The organism is Candidatus Hydrogenedentota bacterium, assembly GCA_013359265.1.
Taxonomy (GTDB): domain Bacteria; phylum Hydrogenedentota; class Hydrogenedentia; order Hydrogenedentales; family SLHB01; genus JABWCD01.
The window spans coordinates 1-23,014 of the sequence record JABWCD010000021.1; the positions used below are offsets into that span (position 1 = coordinate 1).

The following is a 23,014-nucleotide window of genomic DNA, read 5'->3' on the forward strand; positions in this document are numbered from 1 at the left end:
TCTGCTGGGTCACCAAAACCTCCGTCCCTCGACTGAATCCAAGCATTATGTTTATCGGCAGTTTCCATAAATGCTTCACTCGGCTAAAGAATTACTCAAAATCAAATTCCGCGGTCATTCGGGATTTTCCCATCACCAGCCCGTTGCTGCACACAACCCGGAACGCATACGGGTGAATCGACACCCCTGTGTCCGAGGCTCGAAACGCAACCCCTCCAAAAAAGGTGTCACGATCTCGAATTTCCCGCGCTCGCGGACTCGTCGCACGCGCGTACACAATTCCGCGACTTTCGGCGGAGTCGACAATTTTTCCCTGCTTATCGCGCATAGTCTTATCAAACACATCAAGCGCGACGTACTTGGCGGCGCTGCTGCAGGAAGACATGGGCCAGCCTCCTCAAAGCGATGGACAGACCGAGTGGATCAATCCTATGCTCAACGTGGAGGTGCGTCAAGAGAAAGATCCGCATGTACGGACACCACGCCAACTATCGCGCGGTTGTCACCGGATTACCGGTGGACCACTATCGTGGCTTGAAACCAACGGCGCGCCGTGGTTTTTCCGGCGGAGTGATGAGTTGTCGAACGGTGGCGACAAGTGCGCGTATCGATTCGTCGTGTCCATCCAGCCGACGCTCGACCGCTTCAAGCCGTTTCGACAATTCCGCACTGGTCTGCAACGTACGGCGCATCGGAACAAACGCCCGAACCACGTAAACGCTCATCTCGACCGCCTTCGCCGAGTTGAGAACATTCGCAGCCATTATGGCGCCATGCTCGGTAAACGCCGTCGGAAAGTAGCGCCTTCCGCCTCGGTTTGAGATCGCAATTTGCGATCTCAAATTCGTAACCTATTGATATGTAAGGACAAGCGCAAAGTCTGCCGGGAACCGTTCGGCATTGCGCTTGACCTGTTCCTTGAGGCGACTCGTGACGCCATACAGTCTCGCAGGGTCAGAATCAAGTATAACCTTGTTGCCGCGAACTTCCTGGATCAATTCCTCGATTGGAATCCCACTTGATACTGCAGTGCCCTTCCCGGCCATTCGACACTCCGCTACATCTTCTGCATCATCGCCAGGAACTCGGAATTCGTCTTTGTCTTCTTCAACTTTTCGACCAGCAATTCCGTTGCCTCGGTGACGCTCAAGGGGCTCAGCACCTTCAGCAGCAGCCAGATGCGCTGCAACTCTTCGTCCGGCACCAGCAGCTCTTCCTTACGCGTGCGCGACTTGAGCACGTCGATCGCCGGGAACACACGCTTCTCCATGAGGCGGCGGTCCAGGTGGATTTCCATGTTGCCCGTGCCCTTGAACTCTTCGAAAATGACATCGTCCATCCGACTGCCCGTTTCGATGAGGGCCGTCGCAAGGATCGTGAGGCTCCCGCCTTCTTCGATGTTGCGCGCCGCGCCGAAGAAACGCTTCGGGCGTTGCAACGCGTTCGCGTCGACACCGCCGGAGAGCACCTTGCCGCTCGCGGGGACGATGACGTTGTACGCGCGCGCCAGCCGCGTGATCGAGTCGAGCAGAATGACCACGTCCTTCTTGTGCTCGACGAGGCGCCGCGCTTTTTCGAGGACCATGTCCGCCACCTGCACGTGGCGCTCGGGCGCTTCGTCGAAGGTGGACGCAATGACCTCGCCCTTGACCGAGCGGGCCATGTCCGTGACTTCTTCGGGGCGCTCGTCGATGAGCAACACGATGACGTGCGCTTCGGGATGATTGTTGGTGATGCTGTTCGCGATCTTTTGCAGCAGCACGGTCTTGCCCGTGAACGGAGCGGCGACAATGAGGCCGCGCTGACCCTTACCGATCGGCGAGATGAGATCCATGATCCGCATGGCCACTTCTTTTTGTTCGGTTTCGAGCTTGAGGCGCTCGTTCGGGTGCAGCGGCGTCAAGTTGTCGAAGAGGATGCGTTCGCGCGCGTGCTCGGGGCTTTCGTAGTTGACGGCTTCGACCTTGAGCAGCGCGAAGTAGCGCTCGCCTTCTTTCGGCGGGCGGACGTGCCCCTGGATCGTGTCGCCGGTGCGCAGGCCGAACTTGCGAATCTGCGACGGCGACACGTAGATGTCGTCGGGCCCGGGTAGGTACGAGTATTGGCCCGAGCGCAGGAAGCCGAAACCGTCCGGCAGGATTTCGAGCGTGCCTTCGCCGTAAACCGATCCCGCGTTGACGATGTTCGTCTGCAGAATCTTGAAGATCAGGTCCTGCTTCTTGAGACCGCCATAGTTCTCGATCTCGAGCTTGCGGGCCATGTCCATCAGTTCTTCCATCGGCATCTTCTTCATGTCGCCGATGGCGATTTCGGGACCTCCGGGGGCAGGGAGATCGCCGTTTTCGATTTCGTCGTTCGCTACATCGACGATGTTGGGATTGTGGCGCGGGCCGCGGTGGCGATCGCGGTCACCGTGCATGGGGCGCCGGTCGCGGCCGCCCCCGCCCATGCGTTTGCCGCCGCCCATTTTGCCCCGGTTGCGCCCTTTGTCGTTTTGATATTCTCTCACTGTGTTTCTTCCGTTGGTTTTTGGTTTCGTTTCTTCCGCTCGGTGTTATGAAAAGGACCTAAAGGGCCAAAGGGACCTAAAGGACTCGTTTGTTTTCGGCGTATCCTCGAAGGGTGGCCTAGCCCTCAGTGAATTTCCGCCCAGTGGTTGCCTATGGCCACGTCGACTTTGAGCGGGACCGTAAGCGTGAATGCTTCCTCCATGGTTTGTTGCATCAGTTCTGCAATGCGCCCGGCGTCTTTTTCCGGCGTTTCGACCACCAATTCGTCGTGGACCTGCAAGAGCAGGCGCGCGTCCGTTTTCTCCAATGCCTTATCGAGGCGAATCATCGCGACCTTGATGATGTCCGCCGCGCTGCCTTGCACCGGCGTATTGATCGCGACGCGCTCGGCCGCTTTCCTCACGGTTTGGTTCGGCGTATTCAGGTCGGCCACGTAGCGCCGCCGGTTCAGCAGCGTGGTGACGTAGCCGTCCTTCGCGGCCTGCGCGAGGGTCGCGTCGATCCACCGTCTTACGCCCGGATACTTTTGAAAGTACTGCTCGATGAAGCGCGCGGCCTCCTGCGTCGAGATGCCGAGATTGCGCGACAGCCCGAACGCGCTGATGCCGTACACGACCCCGAAGTTCACCGCTTTGGCCTGGCGCCTCATTTCGGGCGTGACCGTTCCGGGCATCACGTCGAACACGCGCGCGGCGGTCTCTTCGTGGATGTCGGCGTCATGCTCGAAAGCTTCGCGCAGGTGCTCGTCGTCCGAGAGGTGGGCGAGAATGCGTAATTCAATTTGCGAGTAATCGGCGGAAATCAGCTTGTGGCCAGCCTTGCCCGGCACGAACCCTTCCCGGATGCGCCTGCCGATTTCCGTGCGCACCGGAATGTTTTGCAGGTTTGGGTCGCTGCTCGATAATCTCCCCGTCGCGGCGACCGCCTGATTGAACGATGTATGTATCCGCCCCGTTTCCGGGTTGACCAGTCTTGGAAGCGCCTCGATGTACGTGCCGCGAAGCTTTTCCAGGACGCGGTATTCCAGGATCTTTTCGGGAAGCGGGTGCGCGTGGGCCAGTTCTTCGAGCACCTCGACGTCCGTCGAATACCCGGTCTTTGTTTTTCGGACGGGCTTCAGCCCCAGCTTGCCAAACAGAATCTCCTGAAGCTGCTTGGGCGAGTTGATCTGAAACGGTTCCCCGGCCGTCTCATATATGTCTGTTTCCAGTTCGCGGAGCCGCTTTTCGACTTCTCCGCGCAACCCCTCGAACACCGCGGTATCGATTGCGATTCCGGCCTGCTCCATGCGGGCCAGCACGCGAATCAGCGGAAGTTCCACTTCGTCATAGAGGGCTTGTAGGCCCCGTTCCCGGAGGAGCGGCTGGAAGACTGCTGCCAGCCGCCACGTTATGTCAGCGTCTTCGCTCGCGTAGGTGCAGGCGCTGTCGACGGGAACGCTGTCGAAGGTTACCGCTTTAGACCCCTTACCAATCAGATCGGAAATGGGGATCAGCTTGCGGCTGAGGTAGTGCAGACTAACTTCGTCGAGATTATGCCTCAACCGGCTCGCATCTGTCAAATACGAAGCCACCATCGTATCGAGGGTTATCCCCTCCAGCCGGACCCCCGACCGCTCCAGCACCAGCAGGTCATACTTGATGTTGTGCCCTACCTTGCCCACCTTGGGGTCTTCCAGCAAGGGCCGAAGCAGGTCGATCACCCTCTGCTTATCCAGCCGCTTCTCGGGCAGGTTTACCCCCAACACCGACATGGCCTCCGGCGCATGACCGACGGGAATGTAGTAGCCCGTGTTCGCATTACAGCTCATCGACACGCCGACGAGTTCGGCCCGCATGGGGTCGGTCGAGGTGGTTTCGGTGTCAACGGCCATCGCGCCGCTCGCGCGCATTTCGGCGATGGCCTTCTTCAACTCATCCTCCGTGAGGATGAGCCGGTAGTCGTTCTCTTCCACTTCCGACGCGTCCGGCGTGAACTCTTCGAGCAGCGATTGAAACTCGAGCTTGGCGAAGGTGTCCGCCATCTTCTTGCGATCGAATTCTCGGCGCCTGCAATCGTCCACGGTCACGGGCAATTCGAGATCGGTGCGAATAGTGACAAGTTCGCGGCTGAGAAACGCGAGGTCCTTGTCCTGTTCGAGCCGCTCGCGCTGTTTGCCTTTCGTATCGTCGATGTGTGCGTACAGATTTTCCAAGGTCGTGTATTTTTCGAGCAATGCCTTTGCGGTCTTCGGGCCGATGCCTTTCACTCCGGGGACGTTGTCCGCGGTGTCCCCCATGAGGCCGAGCGCATCGATCACGTTCTCAGGCCCGACGCCGAATCGTTCGCGCACGTCCGCTTCGGTGAGCCACTTGCCGTCGTCGCCCTTGCCGGGATCGAACACGCGCACACGATCGGAGACGAGTTGGAGCATGTCCTTGTCACCCGTCACCAGCACGGCCTCCATCCCGCGCATCGCCGCCTGCCGCGCGAGCGTGCCCATTACGTCGTCCGCCTCGACGCCGGGTTGCACGATCAATTTCACGTTAAACGCTTCGACGAGCTCGTGCATGAGCGGAAACTGCGACGCCAAATCGTCCGGCGTCGCTTCGCGCGTCGCCTTGTACTCCGCGTACATGTCGTCTCGAAAGGTCTTTCCGGGTGCGTCGAAGATGACGGCGATGTGCGACGGATCGTGTTCGCGCAATAGTTTCAGCAGCACGCGCGCGAACCCGAAGACCGCGTTGGTTGGCTGGCCTTTCGAATTGGTGAGACCGCGGATGGCAAAAAACGCGCGGTACGCGAAGGCGCTGCCATCGATCAGGAAGATGCGATCAGCCATGGGCTTCGGCCCTCATAACGGCGAGCACCTGCTCCGCCGCGCGTTTGCTGGCGCCGGGGCCGCCGATTTTGTCGCGCACCGCATGCAGGTCCGCGAGCATTTGATCGCGGCGCGGACCGTCGGCAATGAGTTCGAGCGCTTCGGGGAGAATACGATTCACGGTCGCCTCGCTCTGAATAAACTCGGGAACGATGCGTTTGCCGGCGAGGAGATTGACCATGCCGATGTGCGGGACCCTTACGAGCAATCGTGCAAGGAGATACGTGAGCGGCGATGTCTTGTACATGACGATCATGGGCACGTTGAACAGCGTCGTCTCGACGGTTGCAGTACCGGAAGCAACGAGACAGAAGCGTGCGGCATTGAGCAATTCGTACGTATTGCCGGTCGTGGTTTCGAGAGCGAAACCGCCCGCGAGTTCCTTCACCTGCGCTTCGCGCTCCTCGTCTACGCAGGGCGTGACGAACCGGGCGTCCGGATACTTCTCGCGGATGCCGCGCGCGACATCGATCATCGTCTGCATGTGCCGTGCGATCTCCTGGGCGCGGCTGCCGGGCATCAATACGATGACCATACTCCCCGCGAACATACCCCTAATCTCGGTAGATTCGATTTGGTCGAGGAGCGGGTGGCCGACGTAGGTGCAGTCCACTCCGAATCGTTTGTAGATGGGTTCTTCAAACGGCAGAATTACGAGCACCTTTCTCGCGTTGCGCGCAATGACAAAGATGCGGCCTTTCTTCCACGCCCAGACCTGCGGGCTGATATACCAGACCACGGGAATTCCGAGCAGGTTGGCGCGTTTCATAATCTGCATGTTGAAACCGGGATAGTCGATTACCACAAGACAATCCGGAGATTGGTACTCGAATTCCGTTACGGTGCGCCGATACAGTTCGCGAAAGTAACTCAAATGCTTCACGACTTCCGCGAACCCCATGATTGCCTGGCTTGCGAGGTCCTGGTGCAGCGTCATGCCCGCGGCGGCCATGCGCGGCCCGCCATAACCTATGCACTCGATGTTTGGATCGAGTTCGCGCAGCGCGCGGATCAGGTTCGCACCGTGCATGTCGCCGGACGATTCGCCCGCGGATAGGAAGATGCGAGGCACGCTCACATCCCCCTAAATCCCCCTTCAAAGGGGGACTTTAAGAATTGCACGTTCACGGGGGACTTAAAGAACTGCACGTCCACGGAGGACTTTAAGAATTGCACGTTCACGGGGGACTTTAAGAATTGCACGTTCACGGGGGACTTAAAGAACTGCACGTTCACGGGGGACTTAAAGAACTGCACGTCCACGGGGGACTTAAAGAACTGCACGTCCACAAACTTGGCCGGTATTGAGTCCCCCTTTGAAGGGGGATTTAGGGGGATGTTCGTCCCGCCCAGATTGTATGAATTCATGTTCACGAAGAGTTTCCGCCCCGAATCGCATCCGTCACCCGCTGCGCCAGGCGCAACGCGGACAGCGCGTCATCGCCCGAAACCAACGGGCGAGTGCGGTCGCGCACGCACGCGACAAAAGATTCCAGTTCACGCTTCAGCGGCTCTTCCTTATGCACATCCAAGGGCTCGATATCGATCATTTCCATCGGCGTGATGTCCGGCGTAAGCTCGCCCGGTTTCTTGCGGTAGACAATCACTTCCTGCGCGCTGTAGTCCGTCGATACGTACGCATCGCTCGCGAAGATTCGGATCTTCCGCATCTTCTCCATCGACACGCGGCTCGCGGTGATGTTCGCGACGCACCCGGAATCGAAACGGATTCGTGCGTTCGCGATGTCCTCGAACTTCGAGAACACGGGCACGCCGATCGCGTCCACCTGCGCGACGCCGCAGCCGGCGAGCGCCTGCACGATTTCGAGATCGTGGATCATGAGGTCGAGCACCACGCTCACATCGTCGCCCCGGTTTGGATACGGACTCAACCGGTGGCACTCGATGAAGCGCGGATCCCTCACCGCTTCCATTAGCGCAACGACCGCGCCGTTGAACCGTTCGATGTGGCCGACCTGCACGAGGCGTCCGTGCCGGCGCGCGGCCTCGACAATGGATTCGGCTTCTTGGATGGTCGCCGCGATCGGTTTCTCGACCAGCACGTCCGCGCCCGCTTCGAGACATTGTAGCGCCACGTCGCGGTGTGCGCTGGTGGGCACGACAACAGACACGGCGTCCACGCCCTCGGCCAACAGTTCCTCGACCGCAGTGAACATCGGCGCTCCGAATTCGGTCGATGCTTTGACTGCGCGACTAACGTCGCTGTCGACGACACCTGCAAGCTGTATCCCTTCGAGCGTGGAATACACGCGTGCGTGGTGAAAGCCGAGGTGGCCGACGCCTATGACGCCTACACGGGTTTTGTTCATTCGGGAGACTCTATTCAGTCAATCAATATTTGGAAGTGCAGCTTTGGAAGCGGACGTGTCAATTCCGGTGTTTGGGTCACCATCATCCTTGTCATTTTGGAAGGGCTGTCAGTTGCTCGAGCTTTTCGACGATTCTCTCATGCGCCCGCATTGCCCGCCACGCGCACGCCATCCAAAACACCGTTACCACGAACCCCCACGTAACGGAAATGAACATAAGCAGAGCGGGGCTTAAGCCGAAAGGACCGTTCATTGCAGATCCCCTTCTAACCGTGATGAAGCCTGCGCAGAACGCAACCCAGGTCTTGCTATCGAGTAATGCCTCTTGTGCTGGCCCGCACAAACTCGACAAATTTCTTTCGTTCCGGCGAGTCTTCGACTTCGTTTTCGATGCGTTCGAGCGCTTGCGACGTGTTCATGTGCGAGCGCCACATGATCTTGTACATGTTCTTGATGCGTTTGCGCGCGGCCTCGTCGTAGCCGTTGCGTTGCAGGCCGACCTTGTTCGGTCCGCCGCACTTGGCGGGGTTGCCGTCGGTAATCATGAACGGCGCGGCGTCGTTCCACACGCGCGTGGTGCCGCCGACCATGGCGAGTTCGCCGATCCGGCAGAACTGATGTACCGCGACGAGACCCCCGACTATCGCTCGGTCTTCGACGGTGACATGCCCCGCCAGGGCGACATAGTTTGCGAGGATGACGTGGCTGCCCACGCGCGAGTCATGGCCGACGTGGGCGCAGGTCATGATGAGGCAGCCGCTGCCAATGGTCGTGACGCGGTGCTCGTCGGCCTCGGTTGAATGCGTGCTCGCGCTGATGGACGCGTGCTCGCGCACAACGTTGTCGTCGCCCATGATCAGGCGGCCCACCAACCCCTTGGTGTGTTTGAGGTCCTGCGAAATGACCCCGATTTGCGCACCGGAGAAAAACTGGTTGCGCTCGCCGATAACCGTGCGCCCTTCGATGACGCAGTGCGGTCCGACGATCGTGCCCGCGCCGATCTTCACGTGCGGGCCGATGATGCTATAGGCCTGCACCTGGACCCCCGGCGCAAGATCGGCGTTCGGGTCGATGATTGCTGTTGGGTGAATACTCATGTGCGAACCGCGGGAATTGAAATCTCCGCGCGGCGTTCGGAATTCCTTACGCGTGTAGCGCGCGCTCCATGCGGCGCCTGTGCCAAAGCGAGACGTGCGGTTGGCGACCCCTTGCTTACCCGGAACCATCGGCCCATGCTGCCCGCGCGGGCGGCGAATTCGGGATGGAATGGCGGGACACTGCCCACACGGATACCACACTCTACCCGCCAAATCAAGACCTGAGCCCCGGGGAGTGGCCCTAGTCTAACCGATACGGCGTACCGTTTTACATTCCGCGGGCGTTGCGCGAACGGCTCCGCAATTTCTACACTATCGATTTCCACGACAGGTGCAGTTTGAGTGTAATTGTTTGGGACAGCCACCCGCCCCGGGCGGGTGACAGTCCCCGCGAGGGGGGCAGTTTCCGTGAGCGTGTTGGATCGATGCGAGAAGTTTCTGCAGGAGGTACAGGACCACCTGCGCGACGAGTTGCTGCCATTTTGGCTGACGCACGGCGTGGACAAGGAATACGGCGGGTTCCTGACCTACCTGGACCGCAACGGCAATCCGACCGGCGAAACGGTAAAGACGCACCTGTGCCAGACCCGGTGCATATATACGTATTCCTCCGTACATCGCGCGCACATCGGGCAGGGCGAGTTCTTGAGGATTGCGAAGCAGGGCGTCGATTTTGTGCTCGATAAGTTCTGGGACGATAAACACGGCGGCTGGTACTGGACGGCGCAGCAGGATGGCGCGCCGCTCAACGTAAGCAAGCTGACCTATGGGCATTCGTTCGCAATTTATGCGCTGAGCGAATACGGCATGGCCTCCGGCGATCCGCGCGGTGTCGAGTGGGCCGTGAAGACCTACGAGGTGTTGCAGACGCTTGCCGCGGACAACTGCCACGGCGGGTACTACGAATTCCTCGAACAGGACTGGTCGAAGAAAAAGCCGGGCAAATACGGCGGCGACCGCAAATCGTTCGACGTACACATGCACCTGATGGAGGCATTCACCAACCTGTACGAGGCGACCGGCGCGCGCATCTACCGCGAGAAGACAATCGAGATTATCGACCTTATCTTCAAACGCATCATGCACCCCGAGTACAGTCTCGGTATCGCGCAGTTCGCAATCGACTGGACGCCGCTGCGGCAGATTCTGTTCGCCGACGTCTGGGGCTCCGACCGCGACGTGGACGACGAAGCGAGGCCGATGAACAACACGAGCTACGGCCATAACGTCGAATTCGCGTGGCTGCTGCTCCACAGCATTCGCATCCTCGATCTCGATGTCGAGAAATACAAGCCTGCGCTCAAGAAGATATTCGACCATGGCGCGGCGTACGGTGTCGATTGGAAGAACGGCGGCGTCTACTGCGAAGGCCCCTTCGACGGGCCCGCCCGCGAACGGAACAAAGAGTTCTGGCAACAGGCCGAATGCCTCGTGGGCATGCTTGACGCCTACCTTGTATTCAGAGACGAGAAGTACCTCGACGCCTACGAAAACGTCCACCGCTTCGTGATGGACAAGGTGATCAACCACAAGGTCGGCGAGTGGTTCCCGTTGTTCGACGAGAACAACAACCTTCTGTGGGACTACATGGGCCACGCCTGGAAAATTAACTACCATACGGTTAGATCGATGATTCAGAGTGAAGCCCGGTTGCTGAGGATATTGACGTAATGTTACGCGGTGGCGCTCACATGATGAGAGACCTGCTGCGCCTTCAGCGCTCCAGCACAGGGATGAGGACAATACCTCCCGATGCGAAGGCCTGAAGGGCTCACACCGCCGCGTTCGAGGTTGGATTTCAAAAGAGCGTATCGTATCTGAGTAGTTAGGGTTGAGTACGGAGTGCACACTGGTGTTTTTTCTCGAGATCGTGTAGGCATCGTGAGGTCTTTGGTACATGCGTATCCGCAGTAGTGTGGCCGAATACAGGTGGATAGTTTGCAGCACGATCTTCGTGCTTATTTCGTTTGCGCTGTTGGCAGCAGTATATCGCTCGGATTTTCACGCGTTGTACGCAGCGGGCCGTGCCGAAGGTGAATCAGCATTGGCATGTATTTGGGCCTTTCTCGAAACGGATTTCGCCGCAGATTTTGATGAGAGAATATTCACAACTATAGCGGTGGGCGATGCCAAAGAGACGGTCATCAGCAAACTAGGTCAACCGCGCTACTCGATGCCCAATCCGGAATGGTGGCGTCGCAAAGGCGAATTGCTGGTCTACGCGAACACGCCATATGACAAAGAAGGAATTGCCTTCTTCATTCGATGTGTGGAGGTTGACCCATCGGGGAAGGTGGCGAATTTAAAATCCGAAGTGTACTGGGATTAGGGATATTCGAGAGAAACTGTGCCGACGAAAAAGCGATCGAATTGAGAACTGAGCGTCGGCGATACCAAACAAGGCCTAGGCCGCGCGGGTGAACAAAATGGCAGACATGCCCAATTCGGATCGGCGCCAATGGCGTGTAACGGTTCCCAGCTTGGGCTGTAAGGCCTGGGACATCTGGTAACGCGCCTAAATGTTGAGCGCTGAAAGCGCGGCACGTTCTGAGTGCGCACGTGCGCGGGATACGGTACCATTGGGGGAGTGACGGGTAATGGTTATGGCTCGGCGCGAGCGGAGAGAACGTCGCCAGCTTGACCATGATGCGGCGTTAGTAAGAATGAGGTGTTCGGCTGTGAAGAAGCACATCGGCTGGTTTGAATTCTGCAGCGTGACCGTCGCTGCGTTTGCGGCGGTTTTATTCGCCGTGAATGGCGCCTTCGCGCAGAAGGACGGCGCGGAGATTAAGGGTGCGCCGATCGACGCGCCGGCGGAGGCGCCGAAGGACGGCGCGGCCGCGCAGCAGGGCGGCGTTGCGCCGCAGGGGAAAACGCTGGGGACCGCGCTGCCGCAGGCGTCGCTCGACTTGCTCGAGAAGGCGGAAGGGGACGCAGCGAAGGACCCGCTGAAGTTCGAGAAGACAAAAGATGGCAAGTACCTGAAGGTGACGTTCAATGCGCTGGGCAGTTACCCCTACGAAGTTCCGGACCCGGATGCGATCCTCGCCAGCCCTACGCCGAACAAGCCGTTGAAGGAACAAATCCCCGCGAAGATAAAGGACTTGAATGCGCAGCCCGCTGTCGTGGTCGGCTTCATGGTTCCCGTCGAAGTGGACAACAAAGGCGGGGTGAAGTCGTTCGCGCTGACGCAGAACCAGATGTACTGCTGTTTCGGCGTGCCGCCGTCGATGAACGAGTGGGTGATGGTGACGATGGATGGCGGTCCCGCGAAATACTATTCGGACATGCCGATCGCCGCGTTCGGAAAACTCGAAGTCGGCGAGGAATTCGAAGACGGGTACGTCATGAGCGTGTACCGCATCAAGTGCGAGAAGGTCATCGATGTGCGCGAGTTGTTGGCGCAGACGAAGGGCTGACGTGCGGTGACGGCGGCAGGACGGCGGCGGGACGAATTTTGGATTTTGGATTTTGGATTTTGGATTGCCGCGCGGGACAGTAGCTCTCGGCAAACTCAAGGCATGTTCCCGCGGCCCTGTCACCGTGCTGCGCGTTCTCCCAATCGAGTTTCGCCGGTCACGCTGAATACCGGCCTGGACGCACGCGCTTTCCAGCGCACTGCCTCGCCCCCAGCGTGGTTGAGGCGCAGCCTTTCCGCCTGCCTTCAATCGAAAATCGAAAATCCAAAATCCAAAATCGTCTTTCCGCTACGTGGGCGTCCGCCGCATGGGCGTTGACATTGTCATCGTGAGCTTCAATACGCGCGATCTGTTGCGCGCGTGTCTCGCCAGCGTGATGACGGCGGCCGAAGAGGTGGCAGACGTTCGCGCGATCGTGGTGGACAATGCAAGCGGGGACGGCTCACCCGACATGGTGCTCGGTGAGTTTCCATCCGCGACGTTGATTGCGCTCGACGAGAACATCGGCTTCGGCCCCGCGAACAATCGCGGCGTGCGCGCGGGTAACGGCGCGTACTTGCTGTTCCTGAATTCCGATGCTGAGCTGGGAGCCGGCGCCTTGCGCGCGCTCGTCGCCTTCCTCGATGATCACCCGACGTGCGTTGCCGTAGGGCCGCGCCTCGAATATCCCGACGGCCGGTTCCAATTGTCGTGCCGGCGTTTCCCGAACCTGATCCGCGGGTTCTGGAACACCGCGGGCCTGCAACGTCGCTTCCCCCGGTTTCGCGCGATGCAGACTTGGCTGGCGGAAGACGAGCACACCCCCGGCGCGAAGGTGGACATGGTGTCCGGCGCGTGCTTCCTGATACGGCGTGACTACCTCGATGCAATCGGCGGGTTCGACGAACACCTGTTCCTCTACGAAGAGGAAATGGACGTGATGCTCCCTGCGCGGCGCCGCGGGCTGGACGTGTGCTTTTGCCCCGAGGCGCGGGTCATTCACCATCACGGGGCCAGCAGTGGCGAACGGCAGGCGAGCGACACCTCCTTATTTCACCTCTACCGGAGCAAGTACTACACCTTCCGAAAGCACTACGGCGGGGCTGTCGCGTGGTTGGCGTTCGCGTCCGACTACGCAGTCTTCGCATTGAGCGCGATGATCAACCGGCTTCGCGGTACCAGCGCCCCTGCTACGCGAAACGCAACATTTTGTGCGCGAGGGTACCGTGCGTCGCGGACCCGCGGCGGCCGGTAAATACTTGACGAAACGGCGGTCGCGAAGTAGAGTATATGTAGGTGAGGTTGCGTGGCATTCCGATTGCGGCGCATTTCAATTCTCCACAAGTGCGGTGGCCGTAAATGGTTTGGGAAGGTCTCTCCAGCGTCGGCGTATCAACCCAAATAGATGCCATTCTGACTATTTTTTAACATATATAGACTACTTTAACGCGTAATAGATTCTGCTCAAATAGTTGTCACGGCTGACAATGGGTTGCGTGTATCGTTTGCGAATACTAGGCTTCGGTCAATAATATATCAACGTATGTTATTTAGCCTTAAAGGCTTAGCTCGCTTAGGCGGGAGTGGCATGGCACTTGAAACTACGTGCGGACGTTTCATCATGGTCGGTCTCGTGGGGGTAGATGAGTAGTCCTGTTAAATACCGCTTGCTGTACTCGCGGGTAGCGTGGGGAGTCGCGTCTTTGGCGTGGGTTTTCGCCCAGTTTTGCGGCACGCCTGCGCCCGCGCACGAGGGCCCTTTCCCCGAAGGCTTTCAGAAGACCGTGCTCTACAGCGGGTTTTACCTCCCCACGGCAGTCCGCTTCTCGCCCGACGGCAGCAAAGTCTTCATTATCGAAAAGTATGGGAAGCTGTATGCGTTCGACGGCCTGAATGACACGACGGCGACCGTCGTGAAGGACTTCGAGTCGCAGCTTTGGTCGCATCATGACCACGGTCTGTTGGGTTTGGCGGTCGATCCCCAGTGGCCGACACGACCCTACGTGTACGTCTTCTACGCGATGCGCGGATCACCCGGGGGTAGGATTTCCCGGATCGAGATTGACCCGGCGACCAACCAGATGGTGGGAAACGAAGTCGTTCTCGTCGAGGGCTGGTGCCAGATTTACCCGAGTCATGGCGTGGGCGACCTTCAGTTCGGGCCGGACGGCGCGCTGTACGCGTCGGCGGGCGACGGGGCGAGCTTCAACAACGTGGACTGGGGCCAGGACGAGCCGTATAACGCCGACAACAGTCCCCTCGGCCCGTGCACGTGCAACGATCCGCCGCTGGAAGGCGGCGCGTTGCGCAGTCAAGACCTGAGGACGTCCGGCGATCCGGCCGGGTACAACGGCACGTTGATCCGAATCGATCCCGACACCGGCGAGGCGATGCCCGACAATCCGCTAATTGGGGGCGACCCCGGTGACGACCGAATCATCGCGTACGGGCTGCGAAATCCGTTCCGATTCACGATCGACCCGGCAAATGGCTCGATTTTCGTCTGCGACGTGGGTTGGAACACGTGGGAGGAGATCAACTACATCCCGGATCCGCTGGCGACGCCGATTCGGAATTTCGGTTGGCCGTGTTACGAAGGCCCCGAGATCATGCCGCAGTACTATTATTCCGACCTGCCGATCTGCAACAACCTCGTGAACGAGGGGACAGTGACCGCGCCGTTCTACGCATACCCGCACATTGGCGGCGCGTCGGCGACCGGCGCCGCGATTTACCAGGGCGGGAACTATCCGTCACAGTATGTCGGCGCGCTGTTTCTGGCCGATTACACCGACCACAAGATTCGCGTGATGTACCCGGACGCGCAGGGTGTGCCTGACCCATCAACCGTCGAGGACTTTTCGTTGCCGGAACTGAATCCGGTCGACTTGCAGGTGGGACCCGGCGGCGACCTTTTCTACATCGACATTTCGATTGGGTCGCTGCGTCGAATCGAGTACGTCGGCGGTGAGCCGCCCGTCGCCGTAGCGGAAGCGGACGTCGTTTCTGGACCCTCGCCGTTGACTGTGCAGTTCAGCGGCCTCAATTCCACGAACGAGGCCGGCGGCGTGCTGACGTACGAATGGGATTTCGATAACGACGGCGATTTCAGCGACTCGACCGATCCCCAGCCAATGTACACATTCCAGACCTCCGGGAATTATCCGGTCAACCTGAAAGTCACCAACGAAGACCTGCTTTCCAATATCGACACCATCATTATTTCGGTGGACAACGGGCCGCCCGTGGCGCAGATCACGTTGCCGGACCCCTCGTACGTGTGGCGCGTCGGCGACGAGGTCGATTTTGCGGGCAGCGGTGTCGATCCCGATACCGGCCCGATGGACCCGAGCGCGCTTACGTGGGAATTCATCCTGAACCACTGTGTGAGCATAAACCCGCCGGATTGCCACGAGCACCACATGGACACGGTGAGTGGGGTCGACAGCGGGTCCTTTGCCGCGATCGACCATGAGTACCCCTGCTACATCGCGGTGAAGTTAACCGCGACCGAGCCGGGCGCAAATGGTCTGTCGGATACCGTCACCGTCGATCTGCTGCCCGAGATCGTGACGCTGACGATGGAGACCCAGCCCACGGGTCTGAACGTGGGGATTTTTGCCACGCTCGCCCCATCTCCGTTTGTCAAGCAGGCCATCGTAAACGGCTCGACGACCATCACGGCGGCAACGCCGCAGATCGTTGGCGATACGAAATACAGGTTTGCGTCATGGTCGGATGGCGGGTCGGCCGCGCACAACATTTCTATTCCGGCGACAGACACGACGTACACGGCCACGTTCACCGCAAATGCACGACCGGTGCTTGGCGCGGTCGGCGATCAAACGGTCGACGAAGGCTCGCAACTTCAGTTCGGAGTGACGGCGGCCGATCCGGACTTGACGGTGCCGGTATTGACGGCGACGAACCTGCCGGCGGGCGCGTCGTTCGTGGACAACGGCGACGGCACCGGCACGTTTACGTGGACGCCGACCTATCTGCAGTCGGGCGCGTACCCAAACGTGAATTTTAAGGCGACGGACTCGGCGGACTCGCAGTGGTTTGACGTCGAAGCGATCACGATCACGGTGAACGATTACAACCCCGCACCGGTCTTGGACCCGATCGGCAACAAAACGGTGGACGAAAACGAACTGTTGCAGTTCAGCGTAAGCGCGTCGGACCCCGATGGCGCGACTCCTGCCCTGTCCGCGTCCAGTCTGCCGTCCGGCGCATCGTTTGTGGACAACGGCAACGGCACGGGCACGTTCACGTGGACGCCGAACTTCTTCCAGGCAGGGACGTATCAGGATGTGAAGTTCACCGCGACCGACAACGGCTCGCCCGCAAAGAGCGATAGCCGGTTCATAGACATCACCGTCAACAACGTGAACCGTCCGCCGGTGCTGGACCCGATCGGTAACAAGTCGGTCGATGAGAACGCGCCGCTGCAGTTTGTCGTTTCCGCGACGGATCCGGACGGAACGGCGCTCGCGATGGAAGCGTCAAACCTGCCGGCGGGCGCTTCGTTTGTAGACAACGGGAACGGTACGGGCACGTTTAGCTGGACGCCGGACTACAATGCGGCGGGCGTATACCCCAACGTTACATTCAGCGCGCGCGATTACAATAGTCCACCGTTGAATGATTCCGAATCGATCGCCATTACGGTGAACGACATAAACCGCGCGCCGCAGCTTGCTGTGATTGGCGATCAATCGGTGAACGAAGGACAAATCCTTCAGTTCACTGTTTCCGCGATGGACCCGGACGGGACCACCCCGACGCTGAGCGCGTCGAATGTGCCGCCGGGCGCGTCGTTTGTGGACAACGGGAATGGAACAGGAACGTTTGCGTGGGCTCCGGACTACAACGCGGCGGGCGTGTATCCGAACGTCGAATTCGGCGCCGTCGACACCGGCGATCCGCCGTTGCACGATTCCGAATCCATCGCGATCACCGTGAACGACGTGAACCGGGCGCCGCAGGTTGCCGTGATCGGCAATCAAACCGTCAACGAAGGGCAAATCCTTCAGGTCAACGCTTCCGCGACGGACCCGGACGGGACGACGCCATCGTTAGGCGCGACGAATATGCCGCAGGGCGCAACGTTTACGGACCACGGGAACGGGACGGGTACATTTGTCTGGTCGACGGACTTCTTTGACGCGGGCACGTATCCGGATATTGCGATCGTCGCGACGGACGCGGAAGACGCGAACGTCACGGGCCAGACGACGTTCATGGCGACCGTCATTGACATGAACCGAAAACCCGTGATGAATCCGGTGGCCAACGTGAACGCGAACGAAGGAGATACAATCAACTTCACCGTGTCGGGATCGGACCCGGACGTGACTATTCCCGCGTTGAGCGCGGCGGACCTGCCTCCGGGCGCGACATTCACCGACCACGGCGACGGCACCGGCACGTTCGAGTGGACCGTCGATTACTTCGCGTCAAACGGATCGCCGTACACGGTGCAATTCACCGCGTCGGACGGCGACAAGTCCGACTCGGAGTCGTGCACAATTGCAGTCGCGAACGTGAACCGGCCGGTGACCCTCGAACCGATCGGGGACAAATTCGTTGCCGAAGGCGAATCGCTGGTCTTTGGCGTGGCCGCATCGGACCCGGATGGCGATCCGAGCGTATTCGCGACTGGGCTGCCGCAGGGCGCGCAGTTCGCAGACAGCGGGACGGGTAGTTACACTTTCTTCTGGACGCCGGATTACCACGCTGCGGACGGGTCGCCGTACGCGGTGACGTTCACGGTGACCGATGGCGAGTTCCTCCAGTCGGAGACGATTGAAGTCGTGGTGACGGATGCAGCGGCACCCGGCACGATCGCCGTGACGCGGCCGATCGCGGGGTCGAGTTTCGCGCGAAACGGCACGAAGAAGACCAAGATAAAGTGGGAATCGTCGGGTGCTACCGGCAACAAGATCGCGATCGAACTGTGGCGCAACGGCCAGTTCGTTATGAAGATCAAGGGTTCGTCCAACAACGACGGCGTATACGGTTGGGACATTCCAAGCAAGCTTCCCGCGGGCGGGGGGTACGTGGTGCGCGTGTTGTCGAGGGACAACCCGTTGATCTACGGTGACAGCGGATCGTTTACAATTCTCAAGGGCAAGGATTCGCCGTAATCGATTGCGCCGCCCCCGGCGCTGTTGCGGCGCTCGAGGTGTCAACCATGGTGCTGGCTGGCGAAGGCATCGCCGATATTACTCCCGCGAACGGGACCGTGCTCGCCGGGTTCCATTATCCGCCGGACAAAGAGCGCACGGTCAGCGCGATCCGGCAGGCGCCAAAAGTGCGCGCGCTCGCGCTGCGCGTGAACGACACCTCCGCGATTATCCTTTCCATCGACGCCGCATCGCTCTCGCGCGACTTCTCCGCCGAGCTGCAGCGGCGCGTCGAGAAAGCCACCGGCGTTCCCGCGGCGCACGTGCGCGCATGCGCGACGCACACACACAGCATGCCCGCGTTGCGCCCGTTCCTTCAGTGGGGATCGGTGTCGGACGTGTTTCGCGATCTCGTGTACGCGCGCGCGGCCGAGGCCGCAGCGGCCGCGGTGAACGATTTGTCGGAAGCGGACTGTTATATCGGCGCGCAGCGAGTCGAAGGAGGCAATTTTAACCGCACGACCAAGACATGGAAGAACGACGATGCGTTCACCGCGCAAAGCACGGACGACGAGCGCTGGCTCGACACGCTGCTGCAGGCGCTTTACTTCCAGCGGGCCGAAAACAAGAAGCCGCTGTTGTGGTACCACTTCTGCGCGCATCCGGTATGCTACCAGGACACGCAGGCTGGGCCGGACTGGCCGGGCATTGTCGCGGAACACGTGATACCGGAGCCGGGCTTCTTGCAGGGGCACATCGGCGACGTGAACCCCGGGGATGGCACGAAATGGATTGGCGATCCGATGCAGACAGCGCAGGCGATTGGCCCCGCGCTGCACCACGCGATGGGACATGGCGACATCGTCGAGGTCGACGAACTACGAATTGTGAATGGCACGGTCGATCTGCCCTTCGACATGGAACGGTTCCGCGCGGACATCGAGACGTACAAAGCGCAACCGGAGAAGTGTGTCGACGGCGTGTGGGTTGACGCCGGGTTTGCGACGGCGTGGAGCGAACTCGCGGCGAAGTGGGACACGAACAAAACGTCGTACGAGGCCCCAGTCAGCGCGATGCGGTTGGGCAACGTCGCGTTTCTCTTTCATCCCGCCGAGTTGTACAGCTTCTATGGATTGCAGTTACGCGCCACCGCGCCGTTTCCGAACGTGCTTGCGGTAGGGTATTGCGACGATTTCGTGGGCTATCTCACCGATCTGAAGGCGTATGAAGCGAATGAATACGCGGCGGTAGTCGTGCCAAAAATCATGGGGTGGCCGCCGTTCACAACGGACTGCGCGCGGAGATTCACGGCGCGCTGCGCCGCGTTGCTGAAGGCGTTGGCTTAACGCGGTCGCCCCGTCGTATCAGGATCGTAAAAAGAGGGGTGCACGCTTGCGGCGGTGTTTGGGGGTACCTTTTGTGGGGACCCGCAAGCGTGCACGTGTCAGGGAATGGAGAGGGGCTAGCTTAGTCGAAACACGTTAACACCGTACATTCCCTCCCGCGATAGGGAAAACGATAAGGTCAGCCAGCGCCGTCCGCAGCGCGCTTCCGCTATAGAACCGCCGTGGCAACGGTGGATCGCAAGTTAACATGCCTTCATCCCAATCGCAGTTCCGGGTGCCGGGACTGAATTCAGGAACGCCGCAACGTCCAGCAGTTCCGCCGTCACATCCTCGGGCGCGTCTTCGCGACTGAGGTTAAACGCGACGATGCGCGCTTCGATCTGCGAGCACAAATCCGCGACCTGGTGCGAGCCCGCGCAGCGGCTTTGATCCCGGATTACGCGCAGGTGCCAGAGCGGCACCACCGGCGAGCATACTTTTCCGCGCCGCACGGCCCTGACGTACTCCTCGACCTGGGTCACGCGATCAATCAGTCCGATTTCGTTGGGATATACAGGGGCCGTGTTTGTTTGCATCGTCTGTTCTCCCATGCGTAACTCGCAACCACCGCACTGTGCACCTAGACACTACGAATACATATCGTTTGCCGCCACGCCTGCCGGCGCTGTATGCGAAACGCGACCTGCCCCTGCGCCTGAAACTGGGGTCATATGTAAAGTCTAACGCCGGTCCGGGCGCCGCGCTATCGGTCATCAAGCGAAAGTCAGGTCGGTCAACGACATATGCGCCGCGTAGGAATTTTCCTACACACGACGATTGTTTTGAGGGGTATAATTACCGCAAACCTGGTTTCAGCGGGCCGACTGATCGGCGGCCCAAGCATGGAGTCCGAGGAAGTTGTTCGCGTCGTCTTCAGCGGCGGCGCGGCCTGGTGCAAGGCTCGGGGCGGCGTGTATGAACCAGCATAAATCAGCCGCAGTCGCGCGGGGACGAGCGGCCAAACGGCCGATCTGGCAGTGGCGTATCGCGATCCTCGTCATTATGTCCGGCGCGTTCAGCCTCGAACTGATGGCGCGCTACATGAACACGAGCGGCCTCGTCAGCCACGCGACGCCGAAATTCATCAGTATGGGAGCGTTACTGCTGCTCTCGGTCGCGGCGTGGCGTCTTATCCTTATGCTCGAAGGCAAGACCGCGCTGAAGGCTGCGGTCGTGCTGGCTACCGGCGTTTTGGTGCTCGCGCAGACGCTGAGCATACTCCGCGAGTTTTCGTTTTGGCGGACGGGTCATGAGCTTATCGTCGCGTGGAGCATAAAGTCAGAATCGAACCTCTTTCTGGCGGGCACAGTGCTCCTGCTATCGACGTATTACTTTGCGCTTCTCGAGTCGATCTGGACGGAGGCGGAGTTTCGGCGCAGCCAGGGAAAGTTGGAGAGCGAGATTTCCGAACGACGGCGGGCCCAGGCCGAACTTCGTGAATCGCACGACGAGTTGCGGCGGCTCACCGCGCACGTCGAAACGCTTCGGGAGGACGAGCGCGCGCGCGTCGCCCGCGAGCTTCACGACCAATTGGGACAAGACCTGGTTTGCCTGCGGATGGACCTCTGCAATGTGCAGCGGTGCTTGCAGGACGGGCAGGACGGCGCAGCGTCGAGTCTGGAACTGATCCGTTCGATGCTGGAGCATACGGACCGGATGACGACTACGACGCGTCGGCTCATCTCGGAATTGCGTCCTACGGTACTTGACGATCTCGAGTTGCCGGCGGCCATCGCGTGGCTCGCGGCCGACTTCGAAACGCGAACACAAATACCGTGCGCCGTTGATGTCAGCCCGGGAAGCGCGCGGTTCAATCGGGACGTCACATCCGCGTTGTTTCGGATCGTGCAAGAGTGCCTGACGAACGTGATTCGCCATTCCGGAGCAAGCCAGGTGAATGTCCGGTTGAACGCGAACAACGGGCATACGCGGCTGGAAGTCGAGGACAACGGTTGTGGCTTCCCGGCAACGCAGGGACGCGCGGGACAGAAGTCGTTTGGGATATTGGGAATTCGCGAACGTGTCGCATTGCTCGGCGGTACGTTCCGGATACAGTCCCAATCCGGCGCCGGCACATGCGTGTCGGTAACGGTCCCGTGCAGTAGCGGGACGGGTGAGGCCATCGACGCGCGAGCGTAGACACGAGGTGCAGTCATGGAGATGCGGAAATTCCGAATACTTGTAGCCGACGATCACGAAATCGTTCGGAAAGGAATCGCCCTTATCCTGAACGAAACGCCCGACATGGAAGTATGCGGTGAGGCAGCCACCGGCATGGAAGTCGTCGAGTCGGTCCAGCATCAGGAGTGGGACGCGGTCGTCATGGACTTGCGCATGCCGGGCCTGCACGGGCTGGAATTGGTCAAGCAGGTGCACGCGCTGCGGCCGAGACTGCCTATTCTGATACTCACGATCGAGCCGGAGGGAATCTACGCGCGGCGCCTCTTGCACGCGGGCGCGGCGGGATACCTCACCAAGGACAGTCTTTGCACGGAGCTTGTGCAGGCAGTACGAAAAATCTGCACGGGAGGCCGATACGTTTCTTCAGGACTCGTCGAGCAGATCGCATTCAATCTGGATTCGGACGTCGATCGCCCGCTTCACGAGCAGCTATCGGACCGGGAACTCGAGGTCATGCGAATGCTCGCGGCGGGCATGATGCCGTCCGCGATCGCGGCGAGTCTTTGCATCAGCGTGAAGACCGTCAGCACATATCGGGCGCGCATTTTAAGCAAGATGAGTTTGAAAACGAACGCCGATCTCGTAAAGTACGGCATAAGAGAAGGGCTTGTCAGTTGATCCGGGTTGGCGGTATTCATACGGGCGCCCGCGGTTACCGCTCGGTGCCGGCGCGCGCAGCAACCACGAAAGGGATTGGAACGGCATGGTGGCAGTGACACCTATCCGGTTGCTGGTCGTGGATGACCATCGCGCCGTGCGGGAAAGCATTGCGCGGCTGATCGCGCAATGCGACGACATGGAGGTTTCGGGCGAACTGTTCGACGGTTCCGGGGTCTTGGAGAAGGTGCAGTCGGAAACTTTCGACGTAGTCCTGCTGGACATTTCGATGCCCCGGAAGAATGGATTTGAAGTGCTCCGGGAATTGAGGAGCGAATTGCCCGGCCTCCCCGTCATTGTATTGAGTATTCACTCGCCTTCGGAGTACGGGGCGCACGCCCTCGCGCTTGGCGCGAGCGGGTACGTCTGCAAGTCCCGCGCGGCGGACGAACTCATCGCGGAAGTGCGCCGCGTTGCGGGTCGACCTTAACCGCCGCACACGACAGTGCCGCGCCACGAGTGTGGGGC

Annotated in this window: 15 protein-coding genes and 1 pseudogene; 9 read left to right on the forward strand and 7 right to left on the reverse strand. The window is 59.9% G+C overall.

Features of this window, described 5'->3' with window-relative positions; all coding sequences use genetic code 11:
* Window positions 1–524 precede the first annotated feature (524 nt).
* The 6 genes and pseudogenes from HUU46_17450 to lpxA form a co-directional block, all read right to left on the reverse strand.
* Window positions 525–1,046 (reverse strand): annotated as a pseudogene (locus HUU46_17450) (ORF6N domain-containing protein).
* An 11-nt stretch (window positions 1,047–1,057) separates the two neighbouring features.
* Complete coding sequence (gene rho / locus HUU46_17455; GenBank protein NUM55437.1) at window positions 1,058–2,467, reverse strand: transcription termination factor Rho; 1,410 nt, start codon at window positions 2,465–2,467, stop codon at window positions 1,058–1,060.
* A 167-nt stretch (window positions 2,468–2,634) separates the two neighbouring features.
* Window positions 2,635–5,331 (reverse strand): DNA polymerase I, encoded by a 2,697-nt coding sequence (gene polA / locus HUU46_17460; GenBank protein NUM55438.1) that lies wholly within the window; start codon window positions 5,329–5,331, stop codon window positions 2,635–2,637.
* Complete coding sequence (gene lpxB, locus HUU46_17465) at window positions 5,324–6,442, reverse strand: lipid-A-disaccharide synthase (GenBank protein ID NUM55439.1); 1,119 nt, start codon at window positions 6,440–6,442, stop codon at window positions 5,324–5,326. The genes polA and lpxB overlap by 8 nt, the downstream gene beginning before the upstream one ends.
* 298 nt (window positions 6,443–6,740) lie before the next feature.
* Window positions 6,741–7,700 (reverse strand): Gfo/Idh/MocA family oxidoreductase, encoded by a 960-nt coding sequence (locus HUU46_17470; protein NUM55440.1) that lies wholly within the window; start codon window positions 7,698–7,700, stop codon window positions 6,741–6,743.
* A gap of 308 nt (window positions 7,701–8,008) precedes the next feature.
* A complete protein-coding gene (gene lpxA / locus HUU46_17475) occupies window positions 8,009–8,797 on the reverse strand; it encodes an acyl-ACP--UDP-N-acetylglucosamine O-acyltransferase (protein ID NUM55441.1) in 789 nt (262 codons plus the stop codon).
* 408 nt (window positions 8,798–9,205) lie between these two features.
* Here lpxA and HUU46_17480 point away from each other — a divergent pair, with 408 nt between their 5' ends.
* The 6 genes from HUU46_17480 (at window position 9,206) to HUU46_17505 (ending at window position 19,669) form a co-directional block, all read left to right on the forward strand.
* Window positions 9,206–10,468 (forward strand): AGE family epimerase/isomerase, encoded by a 1,263-nt coding sequence (locus HUU46_17480; GenBank protein NUM55442.1) that lies wholly within the window; start codon window positions 9,206–9,208, stop codon window positions 10,466–10,468.
* Between the two features lie 226 nt (window positions 10,469–10,694).
* Window positions 10,695–11,126, forward strand: coding sequence for a hypothetical protein (locus HUU46_17485; protein NUM55443.1), 432 nt, complete (start codon window positions 10,695–10,697; stop codon window positions 11,124–11,126).
* A gap of 349 nt (window positions 11,127–11,475) precedes the next feature.
* Window positions 11,476–12,216: a DUF3299 domain-containing protein gene (locus HUU46_17490; protein NUM55444.1), complete on the forward strand. Its 741-nt coding sequence runs from the start codon at window positions 11,476–11,478 to the stop codon at window positions 12,214–12,216.
* Window positions 12,217–12,523: 307 nt separating this feature from the next.
* Window positions 12,524–13,450, forward strand: a complete 927-nt coding sequence (locus HUU46_17495) for a glycosyltransferase family 2 protein (GenBank protein NUM55445.1) — start codon at window positions 12,524–12,526, stop codon at window positions 13,448–13,450.
* A 388-nt stretch (window positions 13,451–13,838) separates the two neighbouring features.
* The gene (locus tag HUU46_17500; protein ID NUM55446.1) at window positions 13,839–18,344 is read left to right on the forward strand and encodes a PQQ-dependent sugar dehydrogenase; all 4,506 of its coding nucleotides are present in this window, start codon (window positions 13,839–13,841) and stop codon (window positions 18,342–18,344) included.
* Window positions 18,345–18,391: 47 nt separating this feature from the next.
* Entirely contained in the window at window positions 18,392–19,669 is a 1,278-nt protein-coding gene (locus HUU46_17505; protein ID NUM55447.1) for a neutral/alkaline non-lysosomal ceramidase N-terminal domain-containing protein, read from the forward strand.
* 242 nt (window positions 19,670–19,911) lie between these two features.
* On the opposite strand, the gene HUU46_17510 is transcribed toward HUU46_17505, so the two are convergent.
* Window positions 19,912–20,244, reverse strand: coding sequence for a hypothetical protein (locus tag HUU46_17510; protein NUM55448.1), 333 nt, complete (start codon window positions 20,242–20,244; stop codon window positions 19,912–19,914).
* 379 nt (window positions 20,245–20,623) lie between these two features.
* Between HUU46_17510 and HUU46_17515 the strand changes: the two genes are divergently transcribed.
* The 3 genes from HUU46_17515 (at window position 20,624) to HUU46_17525 (ending at window position 22,976) form a co-directional block, all read left to right on the forward strand.
* Window positions 20,624–21,847 (forward strand): sensor histidine kinase, encoded by a 1,224-nt coding sequence (locus tag HUU46_17515; protein NUM55449.1) that lies wholly within the window; start codon window positions 20,624–20,626, stop codon window positions 21,845–21,847.
* 21 nt (window positions 21,848–21,868) lie between these two features.
* A complete protein-coding gene (locus HUU46_17520; GenBank protein ID NUM55450.1) occupies window positions 21,869–22,507 on the forward strand; it encodes a response regulator transcription factor in 639 nt (212 codons plus the stop codon).
* An 85-nt stretch (window positions 22,508–22,592) separates the two neighbouring features.
* The gene (locus HUU46_17525) at window positions 22,593–22,976 is read left to right on the forward strand and encodes a response regulator transcription factor (GenBank protein ID NUM55451.1); all 384 of its coding nucleotides are present in this window, start codon (window positions 22,593–22,595) and stop codon (window positions 22,974–22,976) included.
* Window positions 22,977–23,014 lie beyond the last annotated feature (38 nt).

Coding starts and splice junctions, on each gene's coding strand:
- rho (NUM55437.1), bottom strand. CDS start 2,467: ATGGGCGGCGGCAAACGCATGGGCGGGGGCGGCCGCGACCGGCGCCCC.
- polA (NUM55438.1), bottom strand. CDS start 5,331: ATGGCTGATCGCATCTTCCTGATCGATGGCAGCGCCTTCGCGTACCGC.
- HUU46_17470 (NUM55440.1), bottom strand. CDS start 7,700: ATGAACAAAACCCGTGTAGGCGTCATAGGCGTCGGCCACCTCGGCTTT.
- lpxA (NUM55441.1), bottom strand. CDS start 8,797: ATGAGTATTCACCCAACAGCAATCATCGACCCGAACGCCGATCTTGCG.
- HUU46_17485 (NUM55443.1), top strand. CDS start 10,695: ATGCGTATCCGCAGTAGTGTGGCCGAATACAGGTGGATAGTTTGCAGC.
- HUU46_17495 (NUM55445.1), top strand. CDS start 12,524: ATGGGCGTTGACATTGTCATCGTGAGCTTCAATACGCGCGATCTGTTG.
- HUU46_17500 (NUM55446.1), top strand. CDS start 13,839: ATGAGTAGTCCTGTTAAATACCGCTTGCTGTACTCGCGGGTAGCGTGG.
- HUU46_17505 (NUM55447.1), top strand. CDS start 18,392: ATGGTGCTGGCTGGCGAAGGCATCGCCGATATTACTCCCGCGAACGGG.
- HUU46_17510 (NUM55448.1), bottom strand. CDS start 20,244: ATGCAAACAAACACGGCCCCTGTATATCCCAACGAAATCGGACTGATT.
- HUU46_17515 (NUM55449.1), top strand. CDS start 20,624: ATGAACCAGCATAAATCAGCCGCAGTCGCGCGGGGACGAGCGGCCAAA.
- HUU46_17520 (NUM55450.1), top strand. CDS start 21,869: ATGCGGAAATTCCGAATACTTGTAGCCGACGATCACGAAATCGTTCGG.
- HUU46_17525 (NUM55451.1), top strand. CDS start 22,593: ATGGTGGCAGTGACACCTATCCGGTTGCTGGTCGTGGATGACCATCGC.